Origin of the sequence: Rhodococcus sp. 05-340-2 (genome assembly GCF_002258915.1) — a bacterium.
Lineage (GTDB): Bacteria > Actinomycetota > Actinomycetes > Mycobacteriales > Mycobacteriaceae > Rhodococcoides.
On the sequence record NZ_NOYU01000010.1, the window covers coordinates 367,935 to 391,021 of the forward strand.

Here is a 23,087-nt window from a genome sequence, read left to right on the forward strand (position 1 = left end):
TGCTCGTGTCTGCACTCCAGCCGCTTCGGCGGCGTCACTTCGGCGGTCGTCCCGTTCTCGGGACGACCGCGTTGTGCGTGGGAGCGCTGACGCTGACACCCTTGGTGTACCTGTTCGTTCGAGCGTTCGACGGAGGAACCGAGAAGGTTCTGCGTCTGCTCCTGCGGCAACGCACACTCGACCTCGCCGTCCGTACGGCAACACTGACTCTCACCGTGCTCGTCGCGTCGGTGGTGGTCGGGACGCTGCTGGCGTGGTTGACCGTCCGTACCGATCTACCGGGGCGACGCTTCTTCGCGATGGTCCTCGCAGCCCCACTCGCCATCCCGTCCTACGTCTCCGGGTACCTGTGGATCGCCGAATTCCCCTCGCTGGCCGGCTTTTCCGGTGCAGCGCTGGTGCTCACGTTGTCCTGCTTCCCGCTGGTGATGCTGCCGGTATCGGCGGCGTTCGCCACCGCGGACCCTTCTTTGGCCGAGGTCTCGCGAACCCTCGGTCGAGGCGCTGTACGCACGGCGCTCACCGTCGAGTGCCGTCGCGTCGTTCCGGCCGCGGCGGCGGGCGCACTTCTGGTCGCGCTGTACACCATCAGTGACTTCGGGGCGGTTGCTCTGATGCGATACGACGCCTTCACGCTCGGTATCTACAGCGCGTACCGCGGGGGACTCGATCGCACCGCGGCCGCAGTCCTCGGGCTGGTGCTCGTGGTGGGCGCGTTGGTGCTCACCCTCCTCGAACGGCGTGCTCGACGCGGCGCCACGGCGAGGGTGGGATCGGGAACCGACCGGATGGCCGAGCCTGTGGTTCTGGGCCGGTGGCGTGTGCCTGCTCTGGCCGTTGTCGTTGCTGCTCTCGGTGTTTCGGTGCTGGTACCGATTCTGGCCCTGTCGCGGTGGCTGAGTCGATCGTTGCGCTTCACCGTCGACTGGGCGGACGTACTGGCCGTCACGGCCAAGACCGTCCAGTACTCCGCGACGGCCGCTCTTGTGGTGGCCTTGCTCGCGTTGCCGGTCGCGCTGTTCGCGGCCCGATCCACGTCGAGGGCCGCCCGCGGTGCCGAGTTGTCCACCTACATCGCGCACGGACTACCGGGTATCACCGTCGGGCTCGCCACGGTCTTTCTCGGTATCAGGTTTCTGCCGTCGTTCTATCAGACGGCGGTTCTGCTGGTGCTGGCGTACGTGGTGCTGTTCCTACCGTTGGCCGTCGGCAGTACGAGGGCGGTCGTCGACGCCACTCCCGTTGTCCTCGAGGATGTCTCACGCACCCTGGGTGCGGGCCGGTTGCGCACCGACCTCCGAGTGACCATTCCGATCGCCGTACCCGGCATCGCTGCCGGGGCCGCGCTGGTCTTCCTGACCGTCGCCAAGGAGCTGCCTGCGACGTTGATGCTGCGCCCTCGGGGAGTCGACACGCTCGCGACCACGCTGTGGTCCACCACCGAGGCGTTCCGATACGGCGAGGCGGCTCCCTACGCCCTGGCCCTGATCCTGATCTCGGTGGTCCCGACGGTCGTTCTGACACGAGCGTTGGGGCGCACGACGCGGAAGCGAGTAGCACTGCCATGAGCATGGTGATTTCCGGTCTCGTTGCCTCGTACGGCAGTACGGCGGTGCTGCACGGGATCGATCTCGACCTCGGTGACGGCGAGATGCTTGCCGTCCTCGGCCCCTCCGGCTGCGGCAAGACGACCCTGTTGCGATCCATTGCGGGACTGCACCGCATCGACGCGGGCCGCATCACCTCCGACGGGCGGGACATCTCGGTTGCGGGGCAGATTCAGGTGCCGCCGGAGAAGCGAGGGATAGGACTGATGCCGCAGGAAGGTGGATTGTTTCCACACCTGACGGTACGTAGGAACATCGAATTCGGTTTGCGTACAGGGTTTCTGCGGCCCTACCTGTCCGGTCACGCAGAGCGCACCCGACGCGTCGACGAGATGCTCGAGCTGGTCGGACTACCCGATGCCGGCGGGGTGAAGCCCAGCGAACTCTCGGGCGGTCAGCAGCAGCGCATCGCGTTGGCACGTGCGCTCGCACCGGCTCCGTCGGTGGTGTTGATGGACGAGCCGTTCGCCGCCCTCGACGCGGGGCTGCGTACCTCGATTCGACAGGACGTTCGAGAGCTGTTGCAGTCCAGCAAGACCGCGTCGATCCTCGTCACCCACGACCGAGCCGAGGCGCTCGGAACAGCCGATCGGGTCGCCGTGCTGCTGGGTGGTCGCTGCGCCCAGATCGACACTCCGCGTGAGGTGTACGAGCGACCCGCCACACCCGCCGTCGCGCGGTTCGTCGGCGACGCCTACTTCGTCGACGCCGCAGCACAGGGCGGCCACGTCGACACCGTCCTCGGTCGTCTCGAATCCACCACCCGAGCGACGGGAAACGGGCAGGCGTTGCTCCGTCCCGAGCAGCTGTCGGTCTCGGAGCGCGAGGACGGCGCATTCGTCGTCGAGCACGAGTTCTTCACCGGCCCCGAATCCTCGGTGACCCTGCGGCACAGTGGCACCGGGCTGCGGCTTCGAGCCATCGCCCGAACCGCGGACCGATTCGCCCCCGGAACCGCCGTCGACGTTTCCGTGACGTCTCCGGTGCATTGGTTCGCGGGTTCGGTGGACTAGTTTCGCAACTCCACCAGCACGATCGGCTCGTCCTGACCCTGCCAGGTACCCAGAAGATGTGGGAGCTCGGTCGGCACGGAATCGATCACGCGGCGGACATGCAGTCGAGGTGACGTCGACGCCCACCCGCCGGTACCCCACACCTGGGTGGTGGATTCGCGCACCGATCGAGAACCGTCGGCCGACTGCACCACCAGCTCGGCCTGATGAGCGCCCTCGGCGATGGCCGCAATGGTGACCGCCACGAACACCGGATCGCCGACGCCGTCGTACACCCAGCGCTTCCCCAGCACCGAATGTTCCATCGTGGCAACGAGATATGCGTCTGCCCCGGGCAGCGGTGCGCTGCGGTAGGTGAGTGGCACCTGTAACACGGTGCCCGACGACGAACGCAGGAGATGTGTCTCGATACCGACCTCGCCGTCGGGGTCGTCGAATCGATACGCAGCCACAGCGTCCAGTTCTTCGGCCTCCGATCCATCCCACCAGGGTTGCGTCGGAATCCACGCCGCGATGGCGTCCAGTTTCGATGGAACGAGCGTCGCGCGATGAATGAGGGCCATGCAGAAAAACTACCGAAGGGAACGCTATCGGGTCGGTTCCGCGGCACGCTTGGGCATGAACAGTGCCGCGAAGGCCATCACCGCTGCTGCCGCCAGGACACCCAGAAAGACCGGGTGGATGGCGTCGGACAGATGTTCGGGACTCGGGTCGTCGGAGATGCGTGAGTTGACGATCGCACCGAACACCGCGACCCCGACTGCGCTGCCGATGGAGCGGGCGAACATGTTGGTCGAGGTGGCGACGCCGCGCTCGGACCATTCGACGCTCGACTGGGCTGCGATGAGGGTGGGGCTCGCGATCAGGCCCATACCGAGGCCGATCACGAAGCACACCGCGCCCACCTGCCATACCTGGGAACTGGAACCGAGGCCAGTGGCGAATGCCGCTCCGACGACCGCGATGGAGGCACCGATCAGCGCGGTGGTGCGGAAACCGAACCGGAGGTACACCCGCCCGGAGAGGGAGGCCGCGATGGGCCAGCCGAGTGTGAGGGTGGACAGTGCGAAGCCTGCGACGATCGCGCCGGTGCCGAGCACGCCCTGCACGAACGTCGGAACGTAGGACGTCAGGCCGAGGATCAACGCACCGACGAGCAGCGAGATGAAACTGCTGACCACCAGGACTCGACGCGTGAACACCCACAACGGCAGGATCGGCTCTTCGACTCTGGTCTGAACCACCGCGAAAGCGGCGAGCAGCGAGAGTCCGGCGACGAAGATGGCGATGCTGACGGGGGAGTTCCACGCCCAGGACTGTCCGCCCTCGAGCAGCCCGAGCAGCACCATCGCCGCGCCCACCGTCAGCAGACCGGCACCGAGGTAGTCGATCTTGGGCTTGGTGCGTTCCACGGCTCCCTCGTCGAACTTGCGCCACAGCATCACCGCGGCCAGCGCGCACAGCGGAATGTTGACGAAGAAGATCCAACGCCACGTCAGGAACTCGGAGAAGATACCGCCGAGGGCCGGGCCGAGTACCGAGGACATCGCCCACACGCTGGCGAGGTAGCCCTGCACCTTGGCGCGCTCGGCCAGGGTGTAGATATCGCCGGCGATGGTGATCGCCATCGGCTGCACGGCACCCGCGCCGAGACCCTGGACTGCCCGAAAGGCGATCAGGGCGGGCATGCTCCAGGCCAGGCCGCAGAGTATCGAGCCGAGCAGAAACACCGCGATGCCGAACAGCATGATCTTCTTGCGGCCGAACAGGTCGGCCAGTTTTCCGTACAGCGGCACCGATACTGCCTGCGCCAGAAGATAGATGGAGAACAGCCACGGAAACTGCGTGAACCCGCCCAGGTCGTCGACGATGGACAGCACCGCGGTCGCGATGATGGTCGCGTCGAGGGCGACCAGAGACGTGCTGAGCATCAACGCAATCAGTATCGGCCCGCGTTCGGAGCGGAATCCGACAGCCGACGTCGTGTTGTTCGTTGCCACGGCTACCAGTCTGATGCCTGCCGGCACCCCCGCCGCCACCGGCCCAGATAGTGTTGAACACCGTGCGACCATCACTGAGTAGCTACGAGCATCTGGCCGGCGGCAAGGTCCGCGATCTCTACACGATCGACGACGCGCATCTGTTGCTCGTCGCGAGCGACCGAATCTCGGCCTACGACCACATCCTCGACACCCCGATCCCGGACAAGGGACGCGTGTTGACGGCCATGAGCGTGTTCTTCTTCGAGGAGCTCGGCGGCGTCAACCACCTGGCCGGTGATCCGCTCGACGAACGCATTCCCACCGAACTGCTCGGCCGCGCCCTCGTGGTGAAGAAGCTGAACATGGTGCCGATCGAATGCGTCGCACGCGGCTACCTCACCGGTTCGGGTCTGTCGGATTACAACGCGACCGGAAAGGTGTGCGGCGTCGAACTCCCGCCGGGGCTGATCGAATCCAGCAAGCTCGGCCAGGCGATCTTCACGCCCGCGTCCAAGGCCGAGCTCGGCGACCACGACGAGAACATCACCTTCGATCAGGTCGTCGAGAAGATCGGTGCCGAACTCGCCTTCAAGCTGCGCGAGGACACCATCGAGATCTACACACGCGCTGCCAACTTCGCTCTGGAACGCGGAATCATCCTCGCCGACACGAAGTTCGAGTTCGGTACCGACGCAGACGGCAACCTCGTGCTCGCCGACGAGGTGCTCACCCCTGACTCCTCGCGCTACTGGCCTGCCGATTCCTATGAGGAAGGTCGCGTCCAGCCCAGCTTCGACAAGCAGTTCGTCCGCGACTGGCTGACGGGCGAATCCGGCTGGGACCGCAACTCCGACACCCCGCCACCACCGTTGCCCGACGACATCGTCGCAGCCACACGCAGCCGCTACATCGAGGCCTACGAGCGCATCTCGGGCCTGAACTTCGACGATTGGGTCACGCCATGACGATCACCCCACCCGTCGCCAAGAAGGTGCCACTCGAGCGCACCCATCACGGCGACACCTTCATCGACAACTACGAGTGGTTGCGCGCCAAGGAAGATCCCGAGGTGATCGCCTACCTCGAAGCCGAGAACGCCTACACCGAGCAGCAGACCGCAGGCCTGGAGTCGTTGCGCGGCAAGATCTTCGACGAGATCAAGTCGCGAACCCAGGAAACCGACCTGTCCGTGCCTACGCGCATGGGGCAGTGGTGGTACTACTCGCGCACCGTCGAGGGCAAGTCGTACGGTCTCCAATGCCGTTGCCCCGTCGACTCTCCCGACGACTGGACTCCGCCGACGCTGTCGTCCGACGTGGACGTCCCCGGTGAGCAGATCCTGCTCGACGCCAACGAAGAAGCGAAGGGACACGACTTCTTCTCCCTCGGCGCGTTCTCCATCAGCCTCGACGGCACGCTGCTGGCCTATTCCACCGACACCGAGGGCGACGAGCGCTACACACTGCGCTTCAAGAACCTCGAGACCGGCGAGCTGCTCGCCGACACCATCGAGAACGTCGCGCCCGGGGCCACGTGGACGGCCGACGCCACCCACGTGTTCTACCTGACGGTCGACGAATCCTGGCGTCCCGACACCGTCTGGCGGCACACGCTCGGCAAGTCCGGGGACGTCAAGGTCTTCCACGAACCCGACGAGAGCTACTGGGTCGGCTTCGGTTCCACCCGCAGCGAGAAGTACCTGATGATCTGGGTCGGCTCGAAGATCACCTCCGAATGCCTCGTTCTGGAATCCACCGATCCCGAGGGTGAGTTCCGCGTCGTGCTCCCGCGCACGGACGGCGTCGAATACAGCATCGAACATGCCGTCGTGGCCGGTGAGGATCGATTCCTCATCACCCACAACTGCTCGGTGAACGGGTGGGGCACCGAGGGGGACAAGGCCGAGAACTTCCTGCTCGCCGAGGCACCGGTCTCGGACCCACTCGATCAGCGCACTCTGGTTCCGCATCAGGGCGACGTCCGAGTCGAGGATATCGATGCGTTCGCCGGCCACCTGATCTTCACGTACCGACGAGAAGCGTTGACTCGCATGGCGATCTGGCCGCTGACCGACGAGGGTTACGGCGAGTACCGCGAGCTCGAATTCGACGAGGAGCTCTATTCGGTAGGAGCCGGCTCGAACCCCGAGTGGGATCAGCCGTTGCTGCGGATGGTGTACACCTCGTTCATCACCCCCGGCCAGGTCTACGACCTCGACATCGCCAGTGGTGAACTGCTGCTCCGCAAATCGCAGCCGGTTCTGGGCAAGTTCGATGCCGGTGACTATGTGCAGCATCGCGAATGGGCCACCGCGCCGGACGGCACGCAGATTCCGCTGTCGGTCATCGCGCGCAAGGACGTGCCCGACGGCCCCGCGCCGACGCTGCTGTACGGCTACGGATCGTACGAGGCGTCGATGGACCCGTCGTTCTCGGTGGCGCGGCTCTCGCTCCTCGATCGTGGCATCGTCTTCGTCGTCGCACATGTTCGCGGCGGCGGCGAAATGGGTCGGCACTGGTACGACAACGGCAAGACGCTGAAGAAGAAGAACACCTTCACCGACTTCATCGCTGCCGCACAGCATCTCATCGACACCGGACGCACCTCGCCGAAGCACCTCGTCGCCGACGGCGGCAGTGCAGGTGGACTGCTGATGGGCGCGGTAGCCAACCTCGCGCCGGAGCTGTTCAACGGCATCCTCGCCAACGTTCCGTTCGTCGATCCACTCACCTCCATCCTCGATCCGTCACTGCCGCTGACGGTCATCGAATGGGACGAATGGGGAAACCCGTTGGCCGACAAGGAGGTGTACGACTACATGAAGTCGTACAGCCCCTACGAGAACGTCGAAGCCAAGGACTACCCGTCGATCCTGGCGATCACGTCCATCAACGACACTCGCGTCCTCTACGTCGAGCCCGCGAAATGGGTTGCTGCACTGCGAGCAACGAAGACCGGTGACTCGGACCTGTTGCTGAAGACCGAAATGAGCGCCGGACACGGCGGAGTGAGCGGGCGCTACGAGAAGTGGAAGGAAGCGGCCTTCGAGTACGCGTGGATCGTCGAGAAGACCGGTGCGGCGGCGCCGCTCTAACGCCACATGTAACGGACCTGCGGTCGCCCGGCTTTACCGTATTCGGTGTGCCGGGTGACCAGGCCGTCGTCGGCCAGTCGCTCGAGATATCGCCAGGCCGTCACTCGGGAGACCCCGACGACCTTGGCGGCCTCGGACGCGTTGAGTCCGTCGGCCGCTTCCTTGATGCTCGCGGTGATGCCGTCCATCGTCTGCGGGGCAATACCCTTGGGTGTCGAGACGCGTTCGTCGGCCGTCCGTAGGTGCGCCATGGCGCGGTCGATGTCGCGTTGACTCGACGCGTTCTCCCCGGCCGGCAACGCAGCGTGGAATTCGCGATAGCGCTCGAGCTTGTCGCGGAACGCGGCGAACGTGAAGGGCTTGAGCAGATACAGCACGATGCCGTGCGCTACTGCCGAACGCACCACCGACAGATCCCGCTCGGAGGTGATGGCGATGACGTCGGGACTCGGCCGTAGACCGCCGAGAGCTGCTGCCACGTCGATGCCGCTCGCGTCGGGCAGACCGATATCGAGCAACACCAGATCGACGGCCTCGGTGCTGGCGAAACGCATGGCCGACGCTCCGGTGTGCGCCACTCCAGCCACCTCGAAGCCCGGGGTGCGCTCGACGTACGTCTTGTGTGCCTCGGCGATCAGTGGTTCGTCGTCGACGATCAGGACGCGGATCATGACGCCGATCCAGGGATGGTGGCAACCATGACCGACCCGTACGTCACTTCCGAGGTCAAGGTGCCGCGATGGCGACCGATCACCTGAGTCACCAGGGCGAGGCCGAGGCCGCGTGAGCCGGACTTGGTCGAGTAGCCGCGCCGCAGAGCGGCTTTGAGCGTCTCCGGCGGCATTCCGGGACCACTGTCGGCGACCCTGACGACGAGTTCACCATCGGCGTCGCGGACCGTCACTTCGACCCACGGCTGGTCGGATTCTTTCGAGGCATCGATGGCATTGTCTATCAGATTGCCTACCAGCGTGACCAATTCACGCGCAGTGAGCACACCCTCGTGCTCCATCGCTGTGTCGTCGGTGATCGTCAGCTCCACGCCCTGCTCGGCGGCCTGACTGACCTTGCCCAGCAGCAGCGCAGCGAGTGCCGGTTCGCTGACCGCGTTCATCAGACGGTCGATGAGCGCCTGCGAGAGTTCCAGATCGGCCGTCGCGAACTCGACGGCCTCCTCGGGTCGGCCGAGCTCGACCATCGTGATGACGGTGTGCAGCCTGTTCGCCGACTCGTGAGCCTGCGAACGCAGCGACTCCGCGAAACTGCGCACCGAGTCCAATTCACCCATCAACGAACGCAATTCGGTCTGATCACGAATCGTCAGCACATTGCCCAGGCGTCGGCCCTCCCACATCACCGGATCCTGATTGACGACGAGTACGCGATCCTTCGTCAGATGCAATTCGCCACGCACGATGCCGGTGTCCATCTGCTGCATCGACTCCGGCAACGACTCGAAAGAGACCGGGCCCTCCGGTAGATCGAGGAGGCGTCGGGCCTCGTCGTTGACCAACTCCGCCTCGTCCCCGCGGCCGAACACCAACAGTCCCTCGCCGATCGAGTGCAGGACGGCGTCGTGATGCTCGTACATGGTGCGCAGTTCCGCCGGTGCCATTCCCAGTGTCTGACGCCGGAGCCGACGGCTGAGCAACGTCGATCCCGCTGCGGCGACGACGAAGGCGGCGAGCACGACCGCGATGATGAGCGGCAGGCCTTGGAAGAACTGATCACTGATCTTCTGGCGAGTGACGCCCGCCGAGACGAGGCCGACGATCTCGCCCGAGGAATCGGTGACCGGCGTGACCGACCGGATCGACGGGCCGAGAGAACCCACGTACGTCTCGGTGAACGTCTCGCCCAGCAAGGCGCGGTCGATATTGCCGCTGAACGGCTTACCGATCAGGTCGACGGTGGTGTGCGTGAATCGGGTGCGATCCGGTGCCATGACGACGATGAAATCGACACCCGTGACCTGACGAATCTTCTCCGTTTCCGGCTGCAGACGTGACGTCGGGTCGTCGGACTCGATCGCAATGGGCGTCGACGGTTCGTTGGCGATGCTCACCGCGATCGCCGTGACTTCGCGTCGGGTGGCGTCGTCGCTGTTGGACCGTTCGTTGAGCACCGTCAGGATGCCGCCGGCGAACACGACGACCGCCATGACGACGAGCTGCAGCACCAATACCTGGCCGGCGACGCTCAGTGGGCGCTTCGAGGACAACGCAATCCCTTCGTGCAATACATCGGACGTGAACGAAATGAACGTATAGGTGACTCCTGTCACCCGGTGCAGCAACATCATCTCTCAGCAGGGGTGATCCACCTCACTCCACTCCCAGTAGTCACGAAGTCCGCAGTTCGACTCGCGCTTCACCGGAACCCAGAAGGAACATTCATGACAACCATCGATGCGGAGCGGTTCGACAATCCGCCCACCGAGCCCAAGAAGAAGCGCGACAAGACTCATTGGCTCTACATCGCCGTGATCATCGCCGTCGTCGCCGGCGTCATCGTAGGACTGACCGCCAAGGACTTCGCCGTCGAGCTCGCGGTCCTCGGCACGCTCTTCGTCAGCCTGATCAAGATGATGATCAGCCCGGTCATCTTCTGCACCATCGTCCTCGGCATCGGATCGGTTCGCGCCGCAGCCAGTGTCGGCCGAGTCGGTGGCCTTGCCTTGGCCTACTTCATCACGATGTCGACCATCGCCCTCGGTATCGGCATGGTCGTCGGCAACCTGATTCAGCCCGGCGAGGGACTCAATATCGTGCCCGGCGGTGGCGATGAGTACGCCAAAACCGCAGAGGGTGCGGGCGGAACCATGGACTTCATCGCCGGCATCATCCCGGAGAGCTTGCTGTCGTCGCTGACCGCCGGATCCGTCCTGCAGACGCTGTTCGTCGCCATCCTCGTCGGCTTCGCGCTGCAGGCCATGGGCAAGAGCGGCGAGGGCATCCTCAAGGGCATCGGTTCGGTGCAGAAGCTCGTCTTCCGCATCCTGACCATGATCCTGTGGCTCGCCCCGATCGGTGCCTTCGGTGCCATCGCCGGTGTCGTCGGCAAGACCGGGTTCGACGCCGTCATCCAGCTCGGCACCCTGATGCTCGCCTTCTACATCACCTGCTTCATCTTCGTCTTCTTCTTCCTCGGACTGATTCTGCGCTTCGTCTCCGGCTTCTCCATCTTCAAGCTGGTCAAGTACCTGGCCCGTGAGTACCTGCTCATCGTCGCCACGTCGTCCTCCGAGTCGGCCCTGCCGCGTCTGATCGCCAAGATGGAACACGTCGGAGTCGAGCGCACCACCGTCGGCATCGTCGTCCCCACCGGATACTCGTTCAACCTCGACGGCACCGCGATCTACCTGACGATGGCCTCGATCTTCATCGCCGACGCCATGAACATGCCGCTCTCGATCGGCGAGCAGTTCTCGCTGCTGCTCTTCATGATCATCGCCTCCAAGGGCGCAGCCGGCGTCTCCGGAGCCGGTCTGGCCACGCTGGCCGGTGGCTTGCAGAGCCATCGCCCCGAACTGCTCGACGGAGTCGGCCTGATCGTCGGAATCGACCGGTTCATGTCCGAGGCCCGTGCGCTGACGAACTTCTCGGGTAACGCCGTCGCCACCCTGCTGGTCGGCACCTGGACCAAGACCATCGACAAGGACCGGGTCAACACCGTCCTCGACGGAAACCTGCCGTTCGACGAGGAGACCATGGTCGACGACCACCTCCCCGAGGACGACCGGCCTGCAGACAAGCAGGTCATCATCGAAAAGCACGCCGCCAAGGCGTAGTGCCTGCCGGGCGCCGCGCATCCCCCCGTCGCCCGGTTCGGAAAAACGCAAGTACGACCCCGCCACCAGCGGGGTCGTACTTGCTTTTGTACGTCGGTTCCATTCTGTCGGTACTCACAGGTAAGTTCGGGTGATGACTGAAGTTCAGAACATCGGCATCAACACCCTGGGTGGTGCGCCCACCTCGCTCGACGAGTACGCCGGAAGAGCCATCCTCGTGGTCAATGTCGCCTCCAAGTGTGGACTGACCCCGCAGTACGAAAAGCTCGAGAAGCTCGCCAACGAGTACGCGGCCAGTGGCCTGTCGGTCGTCGGCGTGCCGTGCAACCAGTTCGGTGGCCAGGAGCCCGGCACCGCCGAAGAAATCGAAACGTTCTGCTCCACCACGTACGGCGTCACGTTCGCGATGACCGAGAAGGTCGACGTCAACGGTGACAACCGGCACCCGCTTTACGCCGAATTGACCAAGACCGAGGACGCCGACGGCAAGGCCGGCGACGTCCAGTGGAACTTCGAGAAGTTCCTGATCTCGCCCGACGGCGTCGTCACCGATCGTTTCCGTCCGCGCACCGAGCCGGACGCACCCGAGGTGCTCGCCGCTATCGACAAGATCCTGCCGAAGGAAACGATGGCCGTTTAGCTTCTGTCTGCATCGACTTCGAGCCTCGTTCACGCTGGTGTGCGAGGCTCGAGTCATGTCTGGACGCCTGATCGTGTCGGTGAGCGGAATCAAGAACGACACCTACGAGCATGCCGCCGATTTCGCGCGCATCCTCGACGGACGTGGCGTCCCGCTGTCGTTGCTCGTCGCACCTCGGTTGAAGGACAAATACCGACTCGCAGCGGACGTGCCGACCCAGGAATGGCTGCGGGCGCGGCGCGACGGCGGCGACGCGATCGTTCTGCACGGCTACGACCAGGCCGCGACGAAGCGTCGACGCTCCGAGTTCTCCGCACTGCCGCGTCACGAAGCCCGACTGCGACTGATGGCAGCGGACCGCGTCATGGAACAGACCGGCCTGCGCACCCGCATCTTCGCCGCTCCGCGCTGGATCGCCTCACCCGGTGCCGTCGAAGCCCTCCCCGACGCGGGCTTCCGAATGTTGGCTGCACTCAACGGCATTCACGACCTCGAACGCGACGGCGTCGTCCGCGCCCGAGTGTGGGGAATCGGCGAAGGATTCAAGGCCGAGCCCTGGTGGTTCAAGGCACTGGTACTCGGCGCAGGCCGCACCGCCCGACGCGATGGAGTGGTGCGCCTGGCCATCAGTGCCAAGCAACTGGGACGACCCGGACCACGACAGGCAATCCTCGACGCCATAGACCTCTCCCTGCACCACGGAGCCGAGGCGGGCGTGTACGAATGGATCCCGCGCACCAAATCCCGCGTGGCCTAGCTCCTCGCTGCACCCCCACCCGCCCCGCGTCAATGGACCATTGCACCGCTCAGACGTCTGCAATGCGCCATTCACGCGCACGGGGTTACGGCGTGAATGTGCCATTGCACCGCTCAGACGTATGCAGTGGTCCATTGACGCGAACGGGGTGAGTGCGGTCGTAGACTCGCAACAATGAGTGCCTCGACTTTGACCCTTGACGACATCGTTGCCGCACATCGACTTCTGCGCGATCGCAATCCGCTGGTGCAGTGTCTGACCAACACGGTGTCGGTGCAGTTCGTCGCCAATGCACTGTTGGCCGCGGGTGCCGCGCCGGCGATGGTGGACAACCCCGAGGAAGCGGCAGGGTTCGCCGAGATCGCCGACGCGGTCCTGGTCAATCTCGGAACTCCGACGGCTGCCCAGGTGGAGAGTTCTCGATTGGCATCGGCCGCAGCGAGGGCAGCGGGGAAGCCGTGGGTACTCGATCCGGTGGGAGCCGGCGGTCTGCCGTGGCGAACCCAGGTGGCCGTCGAGCTACTTGCCAACCGGCCCAGCGTCATTCGCGCGAACGCGTCCGAGGTCATGGGACTGGCGGGTGCCGAAGGTGGATCGCGCGGGGTGGATTCGTCTGCACACGTAGCAGATTCGGTCGATGCGGCCCGGTCGCTGCTCGACCGGGCCGAGGTCGTGGCGGCATCGGGGGAGACCGATCACATTCTCGGCCCCGACGGCATGGTGAAGGTGGGCGGCGGAAGCGGACTGCTGCAACGGGTTACGGCTACCGGGTGTGCGCTCGGTGCACTGACGGCTGCCTACTGCTCGGTGTCACCGACTACACTGATCGGTGCCGTCGCGGCGCACGCGCACGTCGCGGTCGCGTCGGAGATCGCGGCCCGGTCGACGTCGCGGCCGGGGTCTTTCGCAGCTGCGTTCCTCGACGGACTCGACACGGTCGACGAGTCGGCAATTCGTGAATTGGTTCGGCTCGACATCGGCTGGCCTGAATGACGCGCGCTCCAGTGTGCAGTTGGTGCTCCACTGTGCCGCAATATCCGCGGGAATGTCGCAAAAAGTGCGCGTAGTGGTGCGAAAAATGCAGATCGCTGCGAAGGTAACGCCCTCTTGACTGAAATGTGATGTAACGGAGCACGTTTGCGGGCGACATACCTGGCGTCGGACAATACGAACCAGGCGGTCTTCATGAAACGACTTCTGCTCCTCGCTCTCGGTGCATCGGCCCTCGTCGCCTGCGGGGGAGCGGAGCAAGGAACGCCCTCGGCAGCACCGTCCTCGGCCGTTCCGGCGACCACGGCGGCAAGCCCTGCACCGGTGACACCCGACCCGGCCACCGTCACCGAAGAAACGCAGCCACAGCGGACTCCGCCCGAGGAGGCCGGCGACCTGGTTCCGATGGGCCCACCGGACGCCGAGCCGCAGTGCCTCGATCTGGCGTCGGCACAGGTGACACAGGCCGTGGACTCGCTGCCGCTCGTGTTCGCCGACTCACCGTGGGTCGCCACCGACATGGGTGATCCGTGTGCGTCGTTCACCTGGGTCGAAGCCCTGCCGTACGGCGCTACGGTGAGTTCGCCGACGCATCTACTCTTCTTCCACGACGCCGAGTACTTGGGCACCGCCACGCTCGAGCCGTACGGATTCACCTCTGTTGCGGCGCAATCCGCCGACACCGTCACGGTGAACTACCGCTGGCCGCTCCCGAGCGATGCGAATGCCAATCCCACCGGCGGCCCGGTGACGATCGACTACGCGTGGGACGGGACGCAGGTGACCATGATCGGCACCCTTCCGCCCGAGGTCACCGGCTAGATCGAGACGGACGATTCCTCGGGAAGCTCGCGGATTTCGGCGTCGGACATCTCCTTGAAGCGGCCGTAGTAGATGCCCCTTGCCTGTTCCGCAACGATGGCCTGGTGGATGGGGAAGGCCATCTTCGGCGCTACCGCACGCAGGAATTCGACTGTCTCGGAGAGCTTCGACCACGGCGCGGCTGCGGGCAGCGCGAGAACCTCGACCTGCTGCTCGGGGACGAACAGCGAGTCACCCGGGTGGAACAGCTGGCCCGGATTCTCCGGTGTGCCGAGCAGGTACCCGGTGTTGTCGATCTCCGGTAGTTCGGGGTGGATGACGGCATGGGTGCCGCCCACGCCGGTGACCGTGATGCCGCCGACAGTGAATGCCTTGCCTGCGGGAGCTGCCGCCCACTGGCCGCCCAATTGGCCCGCGGTCATCGGATCGGCATGCAGTGCCGCGCGCGGATTGGCCTCGACGAGAGCGGGAAGACGTTGCAGATCGACGTGATCCGGGTGCTGATGGGTGACGAGGATCGCGTCGAGTCCGGTGATGCCCTCGAACCCGTGGGAGAACGTGCCGGGATCGAACAGCACGGTGGTGCCGTTGAGTTCGACGAGAACGCAGGAATGTCCGAAGTGTGTCAGCCGCATGGGCTCCACAGTAAGCGCGGTTTCGCGCCTCCCGCCAGGGCTGCGTAGACTCCCACCTGCCGGTAACTGTCTTGCTGTACGTATTTCAAGGAGCGCTTTCGTGGCCCGAGTCGTTGTCGATGTCATGCCCAAGGCCGAGATTCTCGATCCCCAGGGTCAGGCGATCGCAGGAGCGCTCGGACGTCTGGGGATCTCCGGCGTGTCCGACGTCCGTCAGGGCAAGCGTTTCGAGCTCGAGGTCGACGACACCGTCGACGATGCCGAGCTCGAGAAGATCGCCGAATCGCTGTTGGCCAACACGGTCATCGAGGACTGGACGGTCACTCGCGTGTCGGTAGAGCCCGCCGCATGAGCGCCCGCGTAGGGGTCATCACCTTCCCCGGGACCCTCGACGACGTCGACGCCTCCCGCGCGGTCACCCTCGCCGGTGGAGAAGCCGTCAGCCTGTGGCATGCCGACGCCGACCTGAAGGACGTCGACGCCATCGTCGTCCCGGGCGGATTCTCGTACGGTGACTACCTGCGAGCCGGTGCTATTGCCCGATTCGCCCCCGTGATGGAGTCCGTCGTCAAGGCTGCCGAAGGCGGTATGCCGGTTCTAGGTATCTGCAACGGATTCCAGGTTCTCTGCGAGGTGGGACTGCTCCCCGGCGCGCTGACTCGCAACGAAGGCCTGCACTTCGTCTGCCGTGATCAGTGGCTGGCAGTGGAGAACACCGATACCGCGTGGTCGTCGCGATACGAGCCCGGTGCCGAGATTCTGATCCCGGTCAAGAACGCCGAAGGTCGGTTCCAGGCACCGCAGAACGTGCTCGACGAGCTCGAGGGTGAGGGCCGGGTCGTCTTCCGATACAGCGGCAGCAACCCGAACGGATCGCAGCGCGGGATCGCCGGCATCTCCTCGGCCAACGGCCGGGTCGTCGGTTTGATGCCGCACCCCGAGCACGCCACCGAGCCACTGACCGGACCGAGCGACGACGGCCTTGGCATCTTCTACTCGGCACTGGACACGATCGTCAACGCCTGACCCGAACTTGTCGGTGGTCGCCGATATCGTGCCGCCATGACACTGACGCTGGGCATGATCACGTTCGACACCACCGATCCCGGACCACTCGCACGCTGGTGGGCGGCGCAGGTCGACGGCACGATCGTGGAGGAGAACGACGGCTGGTTCTATGTCGTCGAACTCGCTGCGGCACCATATCGAATGGCCTTCCAGAAGATCGACGACCCGACGCACGGCAAGAATCGCGTCCACCTCGACATGACTACCGATGACCTCGACCGTGAGGTCGCGCGCCTGATCGAGGCGGGTGCACGTGAGGTTGCGCAACACACCATGGGCGACTTTCGCTGGGTGACCCTGACCGATCCCGACGGCAACGTGTTCTGCGTGTCCGGTTCGCACTGAGTAGCGGATGCCCGCCCAAGCGTGGGTGACTCTCGTCGTGGGAGTCCTCGCCGTCGTCGGAGTCGCTCTCACCATTCGTCAGCGCACCGTTGCCGACAAACGGGCCCAGGCCTGGCAGCGGATCGCCTGGTGCCTCGACCACACCGTCAGTGACAGTGATGACGAAGCGGAACTCGGCTGGGACGTCTTTGCGACGGTCACCGACTCCCCGCTCATCACCAGCACCGAACGCAAGGTGCTACTGGCCGTTGCGGGCCGGTCTGCACGTCGCGCACTGGCGCAACCGCGCGAAACCGAGGACACTGACGGCGAGAGCGAGCAGGAGGACCCGCGATGACCACCACCGACGAACGCAACATCAAAGCACCACGTCCAACGGTCGCCGCTGCCGCTGCCCGCGCGTACATCACCATGGCCGAACGCGATCATCAACCCGTCCCCGACTGGATTCGCGACGCTGCCGCCGGACGGCCCACCACTCCGCCGCCCGAATAGCGGGTCTACCGGCACGTGATCGCGGTCAGGCCGCACACGCTCGCAGCTCCGCCAAGGTAGAGGCAAAGATGCCCGTTGGGCCGTGCGATACGTCGCAGTACTCGCCGTCTCGCCAGAAGAACACCGAGCGTGACAGTGGGCTCGGTGTGTCACGTGAGAACACGTCCGCCAGTTCGGCGAGTGCGGCCGCTGCCGTGAGTGCGCTGTCGGCGTTGCGCGGCCGGTGAAAAATGAACTCGTAGGCATTGGGAACGACGAACACTACGCCGTACAGACATTCGCCGAGGTGTGCGGAGATCAGCGTGGACATATCGGCGACCTTCGACGCGAGGTAGATCGAATCGCCGCTGAGGACCTCGATGTCGATGCTGTTTCTGCTGAGAATTCGGCCGTCCTCGAACTTCAGCGCTGCGGTGTTCCTTCGGCCGGCTGCCCAGGCGGCGTTCAGGTCTCGGCCGACGAGATGCCGATCTGCCAGTGTCACAGCGCGATTCGGAGAAGACAGGTTCAGTACCCGTCGCGGTGCGCCCGGCACGTCGAGTAGCGGGACGGAATACTCGTACTCGCGCTCACCCATGGCCGCCAGGGCAGACGGAGCGATGACGCGCTCGCGCAGCCTCGAGTGGAACTCGTCGTCCGACAGTCCGGTGATGAACGTGGGATCCGCCTCGCGCATCGTCTCGATCATGAGATCGACATGGCCGGCGATGATGCCGTCCCACGCCGATCGACTCACCCCGGAGCACCGGGCGAACACATTGTTCAGTGACATGCGAATGCCGGAGCCCACCGCCAAAGTCGTCGCGTCCTCGCGGTGAACCACCACCCCGCGCTTGCGAAATGCTTCGATCGTCTTCATCCTCACGATGGCGAATGTGGTCGCATGAACTGCGCCGTAGTCAGGCAAAGAATGAAATTTCATGACGTTGTCCCCCCGGTCGGTGTGTGCTCTCGAGGTGTTCGACGCGGCGGCTGCCACAATGGTTCCCATGTCGACTCACGCCTCCGCAACCGGTCTCTGCAACTTCGTCGACGTCTCGCCGTCACCGTTCCACGTCTGCAACACGGTCTCGGTGCAACTCGAGGACGCCGGTTTCGTGCGCCTCGAGGAGACCGATGCCTGGCCGACGGAGCCGGGCCGCTACTACCTCGTTCGCGGCGGATCACTGGTTGCATGGAGTACCGAGAGCAGTAATTCGGGTCGTTCCGCAGGCTCCACTCCTGATGGCCCTTTCCGTATCGTCGGCGGACACACCGACAGCCCCAACCTTCGCGTGAAGCAACATCCCGATCTGCAATCCGCGGGCTGGCAGATGGTCGGCCTCGAACCGTACGGCGGTGCCTGGCTGAACTCCTGGCTCGATCGCGATCTGGGTATTTCCGGCCGGCTGAGTGTGCGCGACGGAAACACGGTGCGCGAGGTTCTGGTCAAGGTCGACGAGCCGATTCTGCGAGTTCCGCAGCTCGCGATCCACCTCTCCGAGGATCGCAAGGGCGTCACCCTGGACCCGCAGCGACACGTCAATGCCATTTGGGGCGTCGGTAATTCGCCACAATCGTTCATCGCATACGTCGCCGAGCGAGAAGGCGTCGACCCGCATTCGGTACTGGGTTGGGAGTTGATGACGCACGATCTCGCGCCCAGCGCCGTCGTCGGTGTCGAGTCGGAATTGGTCAGTGCGCCGCGTCTGGACAATCAGGGCACCTGCTACGCCGGGACCCAGGCTTTGCTTGCGGCAGTGGAGAATCCGACCGCTGTCACGCCGGTGCTGGCACTGTTCGACCACGAGGAAGTCGGCAGCATGTCCGATCGCGGCGCGTTCTCGAATCTGTTGAACACCGTGCTCGAGCGCATCGTGCTCGGACGCGGCGGTGGCCGTGAGGACTTCCTCCGCACGATGGCCGGATCCATCTGTGCCTCAGGCGATATGGCGCACGCGACGCATCCCAACTACCCGGACCGGCACGAGCCCGCGCATCGCATCGAACTCGGTGGGGGACCGGTGCTCAAGGTCAACCAAAACCTGCGCTACGCAACGGATTCCGCGGGTGCGGGTGCCTTCGCGCTGGCCTGCGATCAGGCCGGAGTTCCTTTGCAGCGCTACGTGCATCGCGCCGATCTGCCCTGCGGCTCGACCATCGGACCCATCACCGCGTCGCGCACCGGCCTGTCGACGGTGGACGTCGGAGCGGCGCAGCTGGCCATGCACTCGTCGCGAGAGTTGATGGGAGCCAGTGACGTGAAGTCCTATGCCGACGCGTTGGCGGCATTCCTCGCCCCTGCCTGAGTCCGATCGGCGATCGCAAACGCGCGCGCATTCGTCAGGTGCGCGTGGATTCGTGACCTGCGCGGGGGCGATTTCGCGCGCGTATGGCAAACGCGCGCGCGTTTGCGGGGCGGGGGTGTGGGCGGAGGCTGAATACCGCGGCGCGACACCGTTCCCCGTTCTCGTTTCTCGTTCCCCGTTTCTCGTTCCGCGATCGCAAACGCGCGCGCATTCGCCAGGTGCGCGCGGATTCGTGACCCGTGCCGGGGCGATTTCGCGCGCGTATGGCAAACGCGCGCGCGTTTGCGGGGCCGGAGGGGGGTGAGCCAGTGACCCGGGATCCGTGAACCCGTATATCGAAGACCCGAGCTCGGCTAGACCGGGCTCAATTGCAGGCATGCATCGGCCGCGAGCCAGAACAATTGTTCGCGCACCGTCGTGGCCTTGGTCCAGCCGCGGTGATCCCAGTCGGCGGCGAGGGAGTCACCCGCGTACAGCAGTTGCGCGAATCGCACGCCGCGGAATCGGGCGACGGCGCAGAAGGCCGACGCTTCCATGTCCACGGTTCGGCAGCCTTCGTCGACGCGGCGGGAAACGCGGGCGCGGGTCTCGCGGTAGAGGGCATCGGTCGTCCAGGAGCGGCCGGTGACGAAGTCGACTCCGGCGTCGGTGAGCACCGACTGCAGCACGGCCACGCCGGCGGGATCGGCGTCGACCACCCGTCCCGGCGGCAGGTAGTGGAACGAGGTGCCCTCGTCGCGGACGGCGCTGTCGACCACCATCACGTGTCCCATGCCCAGGTCGTCGGACAGTGCCCCCGCACCGCCGACGGCCACGAACTGGGTGCATCCCATCGCGATGGCCTCTTCGAGGAACAACGCTGCCAGCGGAGCGCCGACGCCGGGGTGGAAGACGGCAAGTTTCTCCCCGTTCCGTTCGATCTCGTAGACGGGGTGTTCGCCGTGCTCGGAGCGCATGACCGAGACGACTCTGGCGTCGCCCTTCGCGCAGATGCTGTCGATCACCTCGGAGAAGAAACAGACGACGGCCTTGGGTGGTACGTCGACTCCCTTGGCCACCATCGACGGGTCGATGACGCCCGTTTCGTCCAGATCGTTCTCGGTCAGCGCGATGTCCATCAGGTGATGTTCGCACGACCGAATCACAGCCCTGCACGACCGATGCCGTACATGTCGCACGGTCCCGATAGACTCTCCCTGGCATTTCGCTCCATCGAAGGGACCTATTCCTCGTGTCCGCTAGCTCTGTACCCACAGACACTGTCTCCAACGCCGTCGCCACCCCCGACGTAGCGCAGCCGTACAAGGAACTCGGACTCAAGGACGACGAATACGTCCGCATCAAGGAAATCCTCGGCCGTCGGCCCACCGACGCCGAGTTGGCGATGTATTCCGTCATGTGGAGCGAGCACTGCTCGTACAAGTCCTCGAAGGTGCACCTGAAGTACTTCGGTGAGACCACCACCGACGAGATGCGTAAGCCCATGCTCGCCGGTATCGGTGAGAACGCGGGCGTCGTCGACGTCGGCGACGGCTGGGCCGTCACGTTCAAGGTCGAGAGCCACAATCACCCGTCGTACGTCGAGCCCTACCAGGGTGCGGCAACGGGCGTCGGCGGCATCGTCCGCGACATCATGGCCATGGGCGCTCGCCCGATCGCCGTCATGGACCAGCTGCGATTCGGTGCTGCCGATGCACCCGACACGCGCCGCGTCCTGAGCGGCATCGTCGCAGGAGTCGGCGGCTACGGAAACTCCCTCGGCCTCCCGAACATCGGCGGCGAGACGGTGTTCGACGCCTCCTACGCCGGTAACCCTCTGCTGAACGCTCTGTGTGCCGGCGTCATGCGCGTCGAGGACATGCACCTCGCGTTCGCGTCGGGCCTGGGCAACAAGATCATTCTGTTCGGTGCACGCACCGGTCTCGACGGTATCGGCGGCGTGTCCGTACTCGCGTCGGAGACTTTCGACGGAGACGAGACCGGCGGGGGCCGCAAGAAGCTGCCGGCCGTGCAGGTCGGCGACCCGTTCACCGAGAAGGTGCTCATCGAAGCCTGCCTCGAGCTGTACTCCAACAAGCTCGTCGTCGGTATCCAGGACCTCGGCGGTGCCGGGTTGTCCTGCGCCACTTCGGAACTGGCATCCGCGGGCAGTGGCGGCATGCACATCGAGCTGGAGAAGGTGCCGATGCGCGCCACCGGCATGACTCCCGCCGAGGTGCTGTCGAGCGAATCCCAGGAGCGCATGTGCGCGGTGGTCACTCCCGACAACGTCGATGCATTCATGGCCGTCTGCAAGAAGTGGGACGTTCTGGCCACGGTGATCGGTGAGGTCACCGACGGTGAGCACCTGCAGATCACCTGGCACGGCGACACGGTCGTCGACGTTCCGCCGAAGACCGTCGCGCACGAGGGCCCGGTGTACAACCGTCCCGTGCAGCGACCTGCCACCCAGGACGATCTGGTCGCGAACACCACGGCGTCGCTGAAGCGTCCGGAAACCGGTGACGAGCTGAAGGCGACGTTGCTGAAGATGATCGGCTCACCGCAGCTGTGCAGCCGACGCTTCATCACCGAGCAGTACGACCGCTACGTGCGCGGCAACACCGTCCTCGCCGAGAACGCCGACGCCGGCGTCATCCGCATCGACGAGAAGACCGGTCGCGGAATCGCTTTGGCCACCGACGCATCGGGTCGCTACACCGCACTCGACCCGTATCAGGGTGCGCAGCTCGCGTTGGCCGAGGCGTTCCGCAACGTCGCTGTCACCGGCTCGACCCCCAAGGCCGTCACCAACTGCCTGAACTTCGGCTCACCCGAGGATCCGGGCGTCATGTGGCAGTTCCAGCAGGCCGTGCGCGGCCTGGCCGACGGCTGCGTCACCCTCGGCATTCCCGTCACCGGTGGCAACGTCAGCTTCTACAACCAGACCGGTGCCGAGCCGATCCTGCCGACGCCCGTCGTCGGTGTTCTCGGCGTCATCGACGACGTGCATCGCCGCATCCCGACCGGTCTCGGCCTCGAACCCGGCGAGACGCTGATTCTGCTGGGCGATACCCACGACGAGTTCGACGGATCCATCTGGGCGCAGGTCGAGCACGATCACCTCGGCGGCGTTCCGCCCAAGGTCGATCTCGCTCGCGAGCAACTGCTCGCAGACATTCTGCTCTCGTCCTCGCGTGACGGACTGGTCTCGGCGGCACACGATCTGTCCGAGGGTGGTCTCGCGCAGGCCGTCGTCGAAGCTGCTCTGGCCGGTGAAACCGGTTGCCGCATCATCCTTCCCGAGGGTGCCGATCCGTTCGTGACGCTGTTCTCCGAGTCCTCGGGCCGAGTACTGGTCGCCGTACCGCGCACGGAAGAAACTCGCTTCACCGGCATGTGCACCGCCCGCGGTCTGCCGTGGGCGCGCATCGGCGTCGTCGACGAGGGCTCGGATTCGATCGAGGTCCAAGGGCAGTTCTCCGTCCCGATGACGGAGCTGCGCGAGACGTTCGAGAGCACTCTTCCCAGACTCTTCGGCTGACCGAGGTGGGGGGACGCACATCGGAGCAGCGCCGGGGC

At 65.1% G+C, this 23,087-nt stretch carries 23 protein-coding genes; 16 read left to right on the forward strand and 7 right to left on the reverse strand.

From position 1 onward, the window contains the following. Positions 1-5 precede the first annotated feature (5 nt). Both CH271_RS05985 and CH271_RS05990 read left to right on the forward strand, forming a co-directional pair. The gene (locus tag CH271_RS05985) at positions 6-1,568 is read left to right on the forward strand and encodes an ABC transporter permease (protein ID WP_256986289.1); all 1,563 of its coding nucleotides are present in this window, start codon (positions 6-8) and stop codon (positions 1,566-1,568) included. Then, positions 1,565-2,620 (forward strand): ABC transporter ATP-binding protein, encoded by a 1,056-nt coding sequence (locus CH271_RS05990; RefSeq protein ID WP_094633001.1) that lies wholly within the window; start codon positions 1,565-1,567, stop codon positions 2,618-2,620. The genes CH271_RS05985 and CH271_RS05990 overlap by 4 nt, the downstream gene beginning before the upstream one ends. Here the strand turns inward: CH271_RS05990 and CH271_RS05995 are convergent. Further along, positions 2,617-3,183, reverse strand: coding sequence for a CG0192-related protein (locus CH271_RS05995; RefSeq protein ID WP_094633002.1), 567 nt, complete (start codon positions 3,181-3,183; stop codon positions 2,617-2,619). The genes CH271_RS05990 and CH271_RS05995 overlap by 4 nt on opposite strands. 24 nt (positions 3,184-3,207) lie before the next feature. Beyond that, entirely contained in the window at positions 3,208-4,620 is a 1,413-nt protein-coding gene (locus CH271_RS06000; protein WP_179274804.1) for an MDR family MFS transporter, read from the reverse strand. Positions 4,621-4,682: 62 nt separating this feature from the next. Between CH271_RS06000 and CH271_RS06005 the strand changes: the two genes are divergently transcribed. Together CH271_RS06005 and CH271_RS06010 are read left to right on the forward strand one after the other, a co-directional pair. Continuing rightward, positions 4,683-5,567 (forward strand): phosphoribosylaminoimidazolesuccinocarboxamide synthase, encoded by an 885-nt coding sequence (locus CH271_RS06005; RefSeq protein ID WP_094633193.1) that lies wholly within the window; start codon positions 4,683-4,685, stop codon positions 5,565-5,567. Next, positions 5,564-7,696 (forward strand): S9 family peptidase, encoded by a 2,133-nt coding sequence (locus CH271_RS06010; RefSeq protein ID WP_094633004.1) that lies wholly within the window; start codon positions 5,564-5,566, stop codon positions 7,694-7,696. Before CH271_RS06005 ends, CH271_RS06010 begins: the two co-directional genes overlap by 4 nt. Here CH271_RS06010 and CH271_RS06015 read toward each other — a convergent pair. After that, positions 7,693-8,367: a response regulator gene (locus CH271_RS06015; RefSeq protein WP_037194556.1), complete on the reverse strand. Its 675-nt coding sequence runs from the start codon at positions 8,365-8,367 to the stop codon at positions 7,693-7,695. The two genes, CH271_RS06010 and CH271_RS06015, sit on opposite strands and share 4 nt — an antisense overlap. Then, positions 8,364-9,857, reverse strand: coding sequence for a sensor histidine kinase (locus CH271_RS06020; RefSeq protein ID WP_230596436.1), 1,494 nt, complete (start codon positions 9,855-9,857; stop codon positions 8,364-8,366). Before CH271_RS06020 ends, CH271_RS06015 begins: the two co-directional genes overlap by 4 nt. Before the next feature lie 234 nt (positions 9,858-10,091). On the opposite strand from CH271_RS06020, the gene CH271_RS06025 reads away from it, so the two are divergent. The 5 genes from CH271_RS06025 to CH271_RS06045 all read left to right on the forward strand — a co-directional run bounded on the left by CH271_RS06025 (position 10,092) and on the right by CH271_RS06045 (position 14,695). Continuing rightward, complete coding sequence (locus tag CH271_RS06025; RefSeq protein ID WP_094633005.1) at positions 10,092-11,486, forward strand: cation:dicarboxylate symporter family transporter; 1,395 nt, start codon at positions 10,092-10,094, stop codon at positions 11,484-11,486. A gap of 130 nt (positions 11,487-11,616) precedes the next feature. Beyond that, entirely contained in the window at positions 11,617-12,126 is a 510-nt protein-coding gene (locus CH271_RS06030; protein ID WP_371828292.1) for a glutathione peroxidase, read from the forward strand. 55 nt (positions 12,127-12,181) lie between these two features. Continuing rightward, positions 12,182-12,883 (forward strand): DUF2334 domain-containing protein, encoded by a 702-nt coding sequence (locus CH271_RS06035; RefSeq protein WP_037194753.1) that lies wholly within the window; start codon positions 12,182-12,184, stop codon positions 12,881-12,883. Between the two features lie 174 nt (positions 12,884-13,057). Continuing rightward, entirely contained in the window at positions 13,058-13,876 is an 819-nt protein-coding gene (thiM, locus tag CH271_RS06040) for a hydroxyethylthiazole kinase (RefSeq protein ID WP_179274803.1), read from the forward strand. Positions 13,877-14,068: 192 nt separating this feature from the next. Further along, a complete protein-coding gene (locus CH271_RS06045) occupies positions 14,069-14,695 on the forward strand; it encodes an LppP/LprE family lipoprotein (RefSeq protein ID WP_094633006.1) in 627 nt (208 codons plus the stop codon). On the opposite strand, the gene CH271_RS06050 is transcribed toward CH271_RS06045, so the two are convergent. After that, positions 14,692-15,330 (reverse strand): MBL fold metallo-hydrolase, encoded by a 639-nt coding sequence (locus tag CH271_RS06050; protein WP_094633007.1) that lies wholly within the window; start codon positions 15,328-15,330, stop codon positions 14,692-14,694. The two genes, CH271_RS06045 and CH271_RS06050, sit on opposite strands and share 4 nt — an antisense overlap. A gap of 100 nt (positions 15,331-15,430) precedes the next feature. Between CH271_RS06050 and purS the strand changes: the two genes are divergently transcribed. From purS to CH271_RS28700, 5 genes are read left to right on the forward strand one after another with little or no spacing between them, the layout of a single operon-like run. Continuing rightward, positions 15,431-15,682 carry a phosphoribosylformylglycinamidine synthase subunit PurS gene (gene purS, locus CH271_RS06055; RefSeq protein ID WP_032395924.1) on the forward strand — a complete coding sequence of 84 codons (252 nt, stop codon included), beginning with the start codon at positions 15,431-15,433 and terminating at the stop codon, positions 15,680-15,682. After that, positions 15,679-16,356, forward strand: a complete 678-nt coding sequence (gene purQ / locus CH271_RS06060) for a phosphoribosylformylglycinamidine synthase subunit PurQ (RefSeq protein ID WP_094633008.1) — start codon at positions 15,679-15,681, stop codon at positions 16,354-16,356. The genes purS and purQ overlap by 4 nt, the downstream gene beginning before the upstream one ends. 36 nt (positions 16,357-16,392) lie before the next feature. Beyond that, positions 16,393-16,743 (forward strand): VOC family protein, encoded by a 351-nt coding sequence (locus CH271_RS06065; protein ID WP_094633009.1) that lies wholly within the window; start codon positions 16,393-16,395, stop codon positions 16,741-16,743. 7 nt (positions 16,744-16,750) lie between these two features. Continuing rightward, positions 16,751-17,080: a hypothetical protein gene (locus CH271_RS06070; RefSeq protein WP_037194571.1), complete on the forward strand. Its 330-nt coding sequence runs from the start codon at positions 16,751-16,753 to the stop codon at positions 17,078-17,080. Beyond that, positions 17,077-17,238 carry a hypothetical protein gene (locus CH271_RS28700; protein WP_155288495.1) on the forward strand — a complete coding sequence of 54 codons (162 nt, stop codon included), beginning with the start codon at positions 17,077-17,079 and terminating at the stop codon, positions 17,236-17,238. The genes CH271_RS06070 and CH271_RS28700 overlap by 4 nt, the downstream gene beginning before the upstream one ends. Positions 17,239-17,263: 25 nt before the next feature. On the opposite strand, the gene CH271_RS06075 is transcribed toward CH271_RS28700, so the two are convergent. Next, positions 17,264-18,160 carry a hypothetical protein gene (locus tag CH271_RS06075; RefSeq protein ID WP_094633195.1) on the reverse strand — a complete coding sequence of 299 codons (897 nt, stop codon included), beginning with the start codon at positions 18,158-18,160 and terminating at the stop codon, positions 17,264-17,266. A gap of 58 nt (positions 18,161-18,218) precedes the next feature. Between CH271_RS06075 and CH271_RS06080 the strand changes: the two genes are divergently transcribed. After that, complete coding sequence (locus CH271_RS06080; protein WP_094633010.1) at positions 18,219-19,526, forward strand: M18 family aminopeptidase; 1,308 nt, start codon at positions 18,219-18,221, stop codon at positions 19,524-19,526. A gap of 353 nt (positions 19,527-19,879) precedes the next feature. On the opposite strand, the gene CH271_RS06085 is transcribed toward CH271_RS06080, so the two are convergent. Further along, positions 19,880-20,644, reverse strand: a complete 765-nt coding sequence (locus tag CH271_RS06085; protein ID WP_256986290.1) for a nucleoside phosphorylase — start codon at positions 20,642-20,644, stop codon at positions 19,880-19,882. Between the two features lie 113 nt (positions 20,645-20,757). Between CH271_RS06085 and purL the strand changes: the two genes are divergently transcribed. Further along, positions 20,758-23,049 carry a phosphoribosylformylglycinamidine synthase subunit PurL gene (purL, locus tag CH271_RS06090; protein WP_094633011.1) on the forward strand — a complete coding sequence of 764 codons (2,292 nt, stop codon included), beginning with the start codon at positions 20,758-20,760 and terminating at the stop codon, positions 23,047-23,049. Positions 23,050-23,087 lie beyond the last annotated feature (38 nt).

Excerpts from the sequence above, each read along its gene's own strand:
- CH271_RS05990 (WP_094633001.1), top strand. The coding sequence starts at position 1,565 with ATGAGCATGGTGATTTCCGGTCTCGTTGCCTCGTACGGCAGTACGGCG.
- CH271_RS06035 (WP_037194753.1), top strand. The coding sequence starts at position 12,182 with ATGTCTGGACGCCTGATCGTGTCGGTGAGCGGAATCAAGAACGACACC.
- CH271_RS28700 (WP_155288495.1), top strand. The coding sequence starts at position 17,077 with ATGACCACCACCGACGAACGCAACATCAAAGCACCACGTCCAACGGTC.
- CH271_RS06070 (WP_037194571.1), top strand. The coding sequence starts at position 16,751 with ATGCCCGCCCAAGCGTGGGTGACTCTCGTCGTGGGAGTCCTCGCCGTC.
- purQ (WP_094633008.1), top strand. The coding sequence starts at position 15,679 with ATGAGCGCCCGCGTAGGGGTCATCACCTTCCCCGGGACCCTCGACGAC.
- CH271_RS06075 (WP_094633195.1), bottom strand. The coding sequence starts at position 18,160 with ATGAAATTTCATTCTTTGCCTGACTACGGCGCAGTTCATGCGACCACA.
- CH271_RS06050 (WP_094633007.1), bottom strand. The coding sequence starts at position 15,330 with ATGCGGCTGACACACTTCGGACATTCCTGCGTTCTCGTCGAACTCAAC.
- CH271_RS05995 (WP_094633002.1), bottom strand. The coding sequence starts at position 3,183 with ATGGCCCTCATTCATCGCGCGACGCTCGTTCCATCGAAACTGGACGCC.
- thiM (WP_179274803.1), top strand. The coding sequence starts at position 13,058 with ATGAGTGCCTCGACTTTGACCCTTGACGACATCGTTGCCGCACATCGA.
- CH271_RS06085 (WP_256986290.1), bottom strand. The coding sequence starts at position 20,644 with ATGGACATCGCGCTGACCGAGAACGATCTGGACGAAACGGGCGTCATC.
- CH271_RS06025 (WP_094633005.1), top strand. The coding sequence starts at position 10,092 with ATGACAACCATCGATGCGGAGCGGTTCGACAATCCGCCCACCGAGCCC.
- CH271_RS06015 (WP_037194556.1), bottom strand. The coding sequence starts at position 8,367 with ATGATCCGCGTCCTGATCGTCGACGACGAACCACTGATCGCCGAGGCA.
- CH271_RS06065 (WP_094633009.1), top strand. The coding sequence starts at position 16,393 with ATGACACTGACGCTGGGCATGATCACGTTCGACACCACCGATCCCGGA.
- CH271_RS06045 (WP_094633006.1), top strand. The coding sequence starts at position 14,069 with ATGAAACGACTTCTGCTCCTCGCTCTCGGTGCATCGGCCCTCGTCGCC.
- CH271_RS06010 (WP_094633004.1), top strand. The coding sequence starts at position 5,564 with ATGACGATCACCCCACCCGTCGCCAAGAAGGTGCCACTCGAGCGCACC.
- CH271_RS06080 (WP_094633010.1), top strand. The coding sequence starts at position 18,219 with ATGGTTCCCATGTCGACTCACGCCTCCGCAACCGGTCTCTGCAACTTC.
- CH271_RS06020 (WP_230596436.1), bottom strand. The coding sequence starts at position 9,857 with ATGGCGGTCGTCGTGTTCGCCGGCGGCATCCTGACGGTGCTCAACGAA.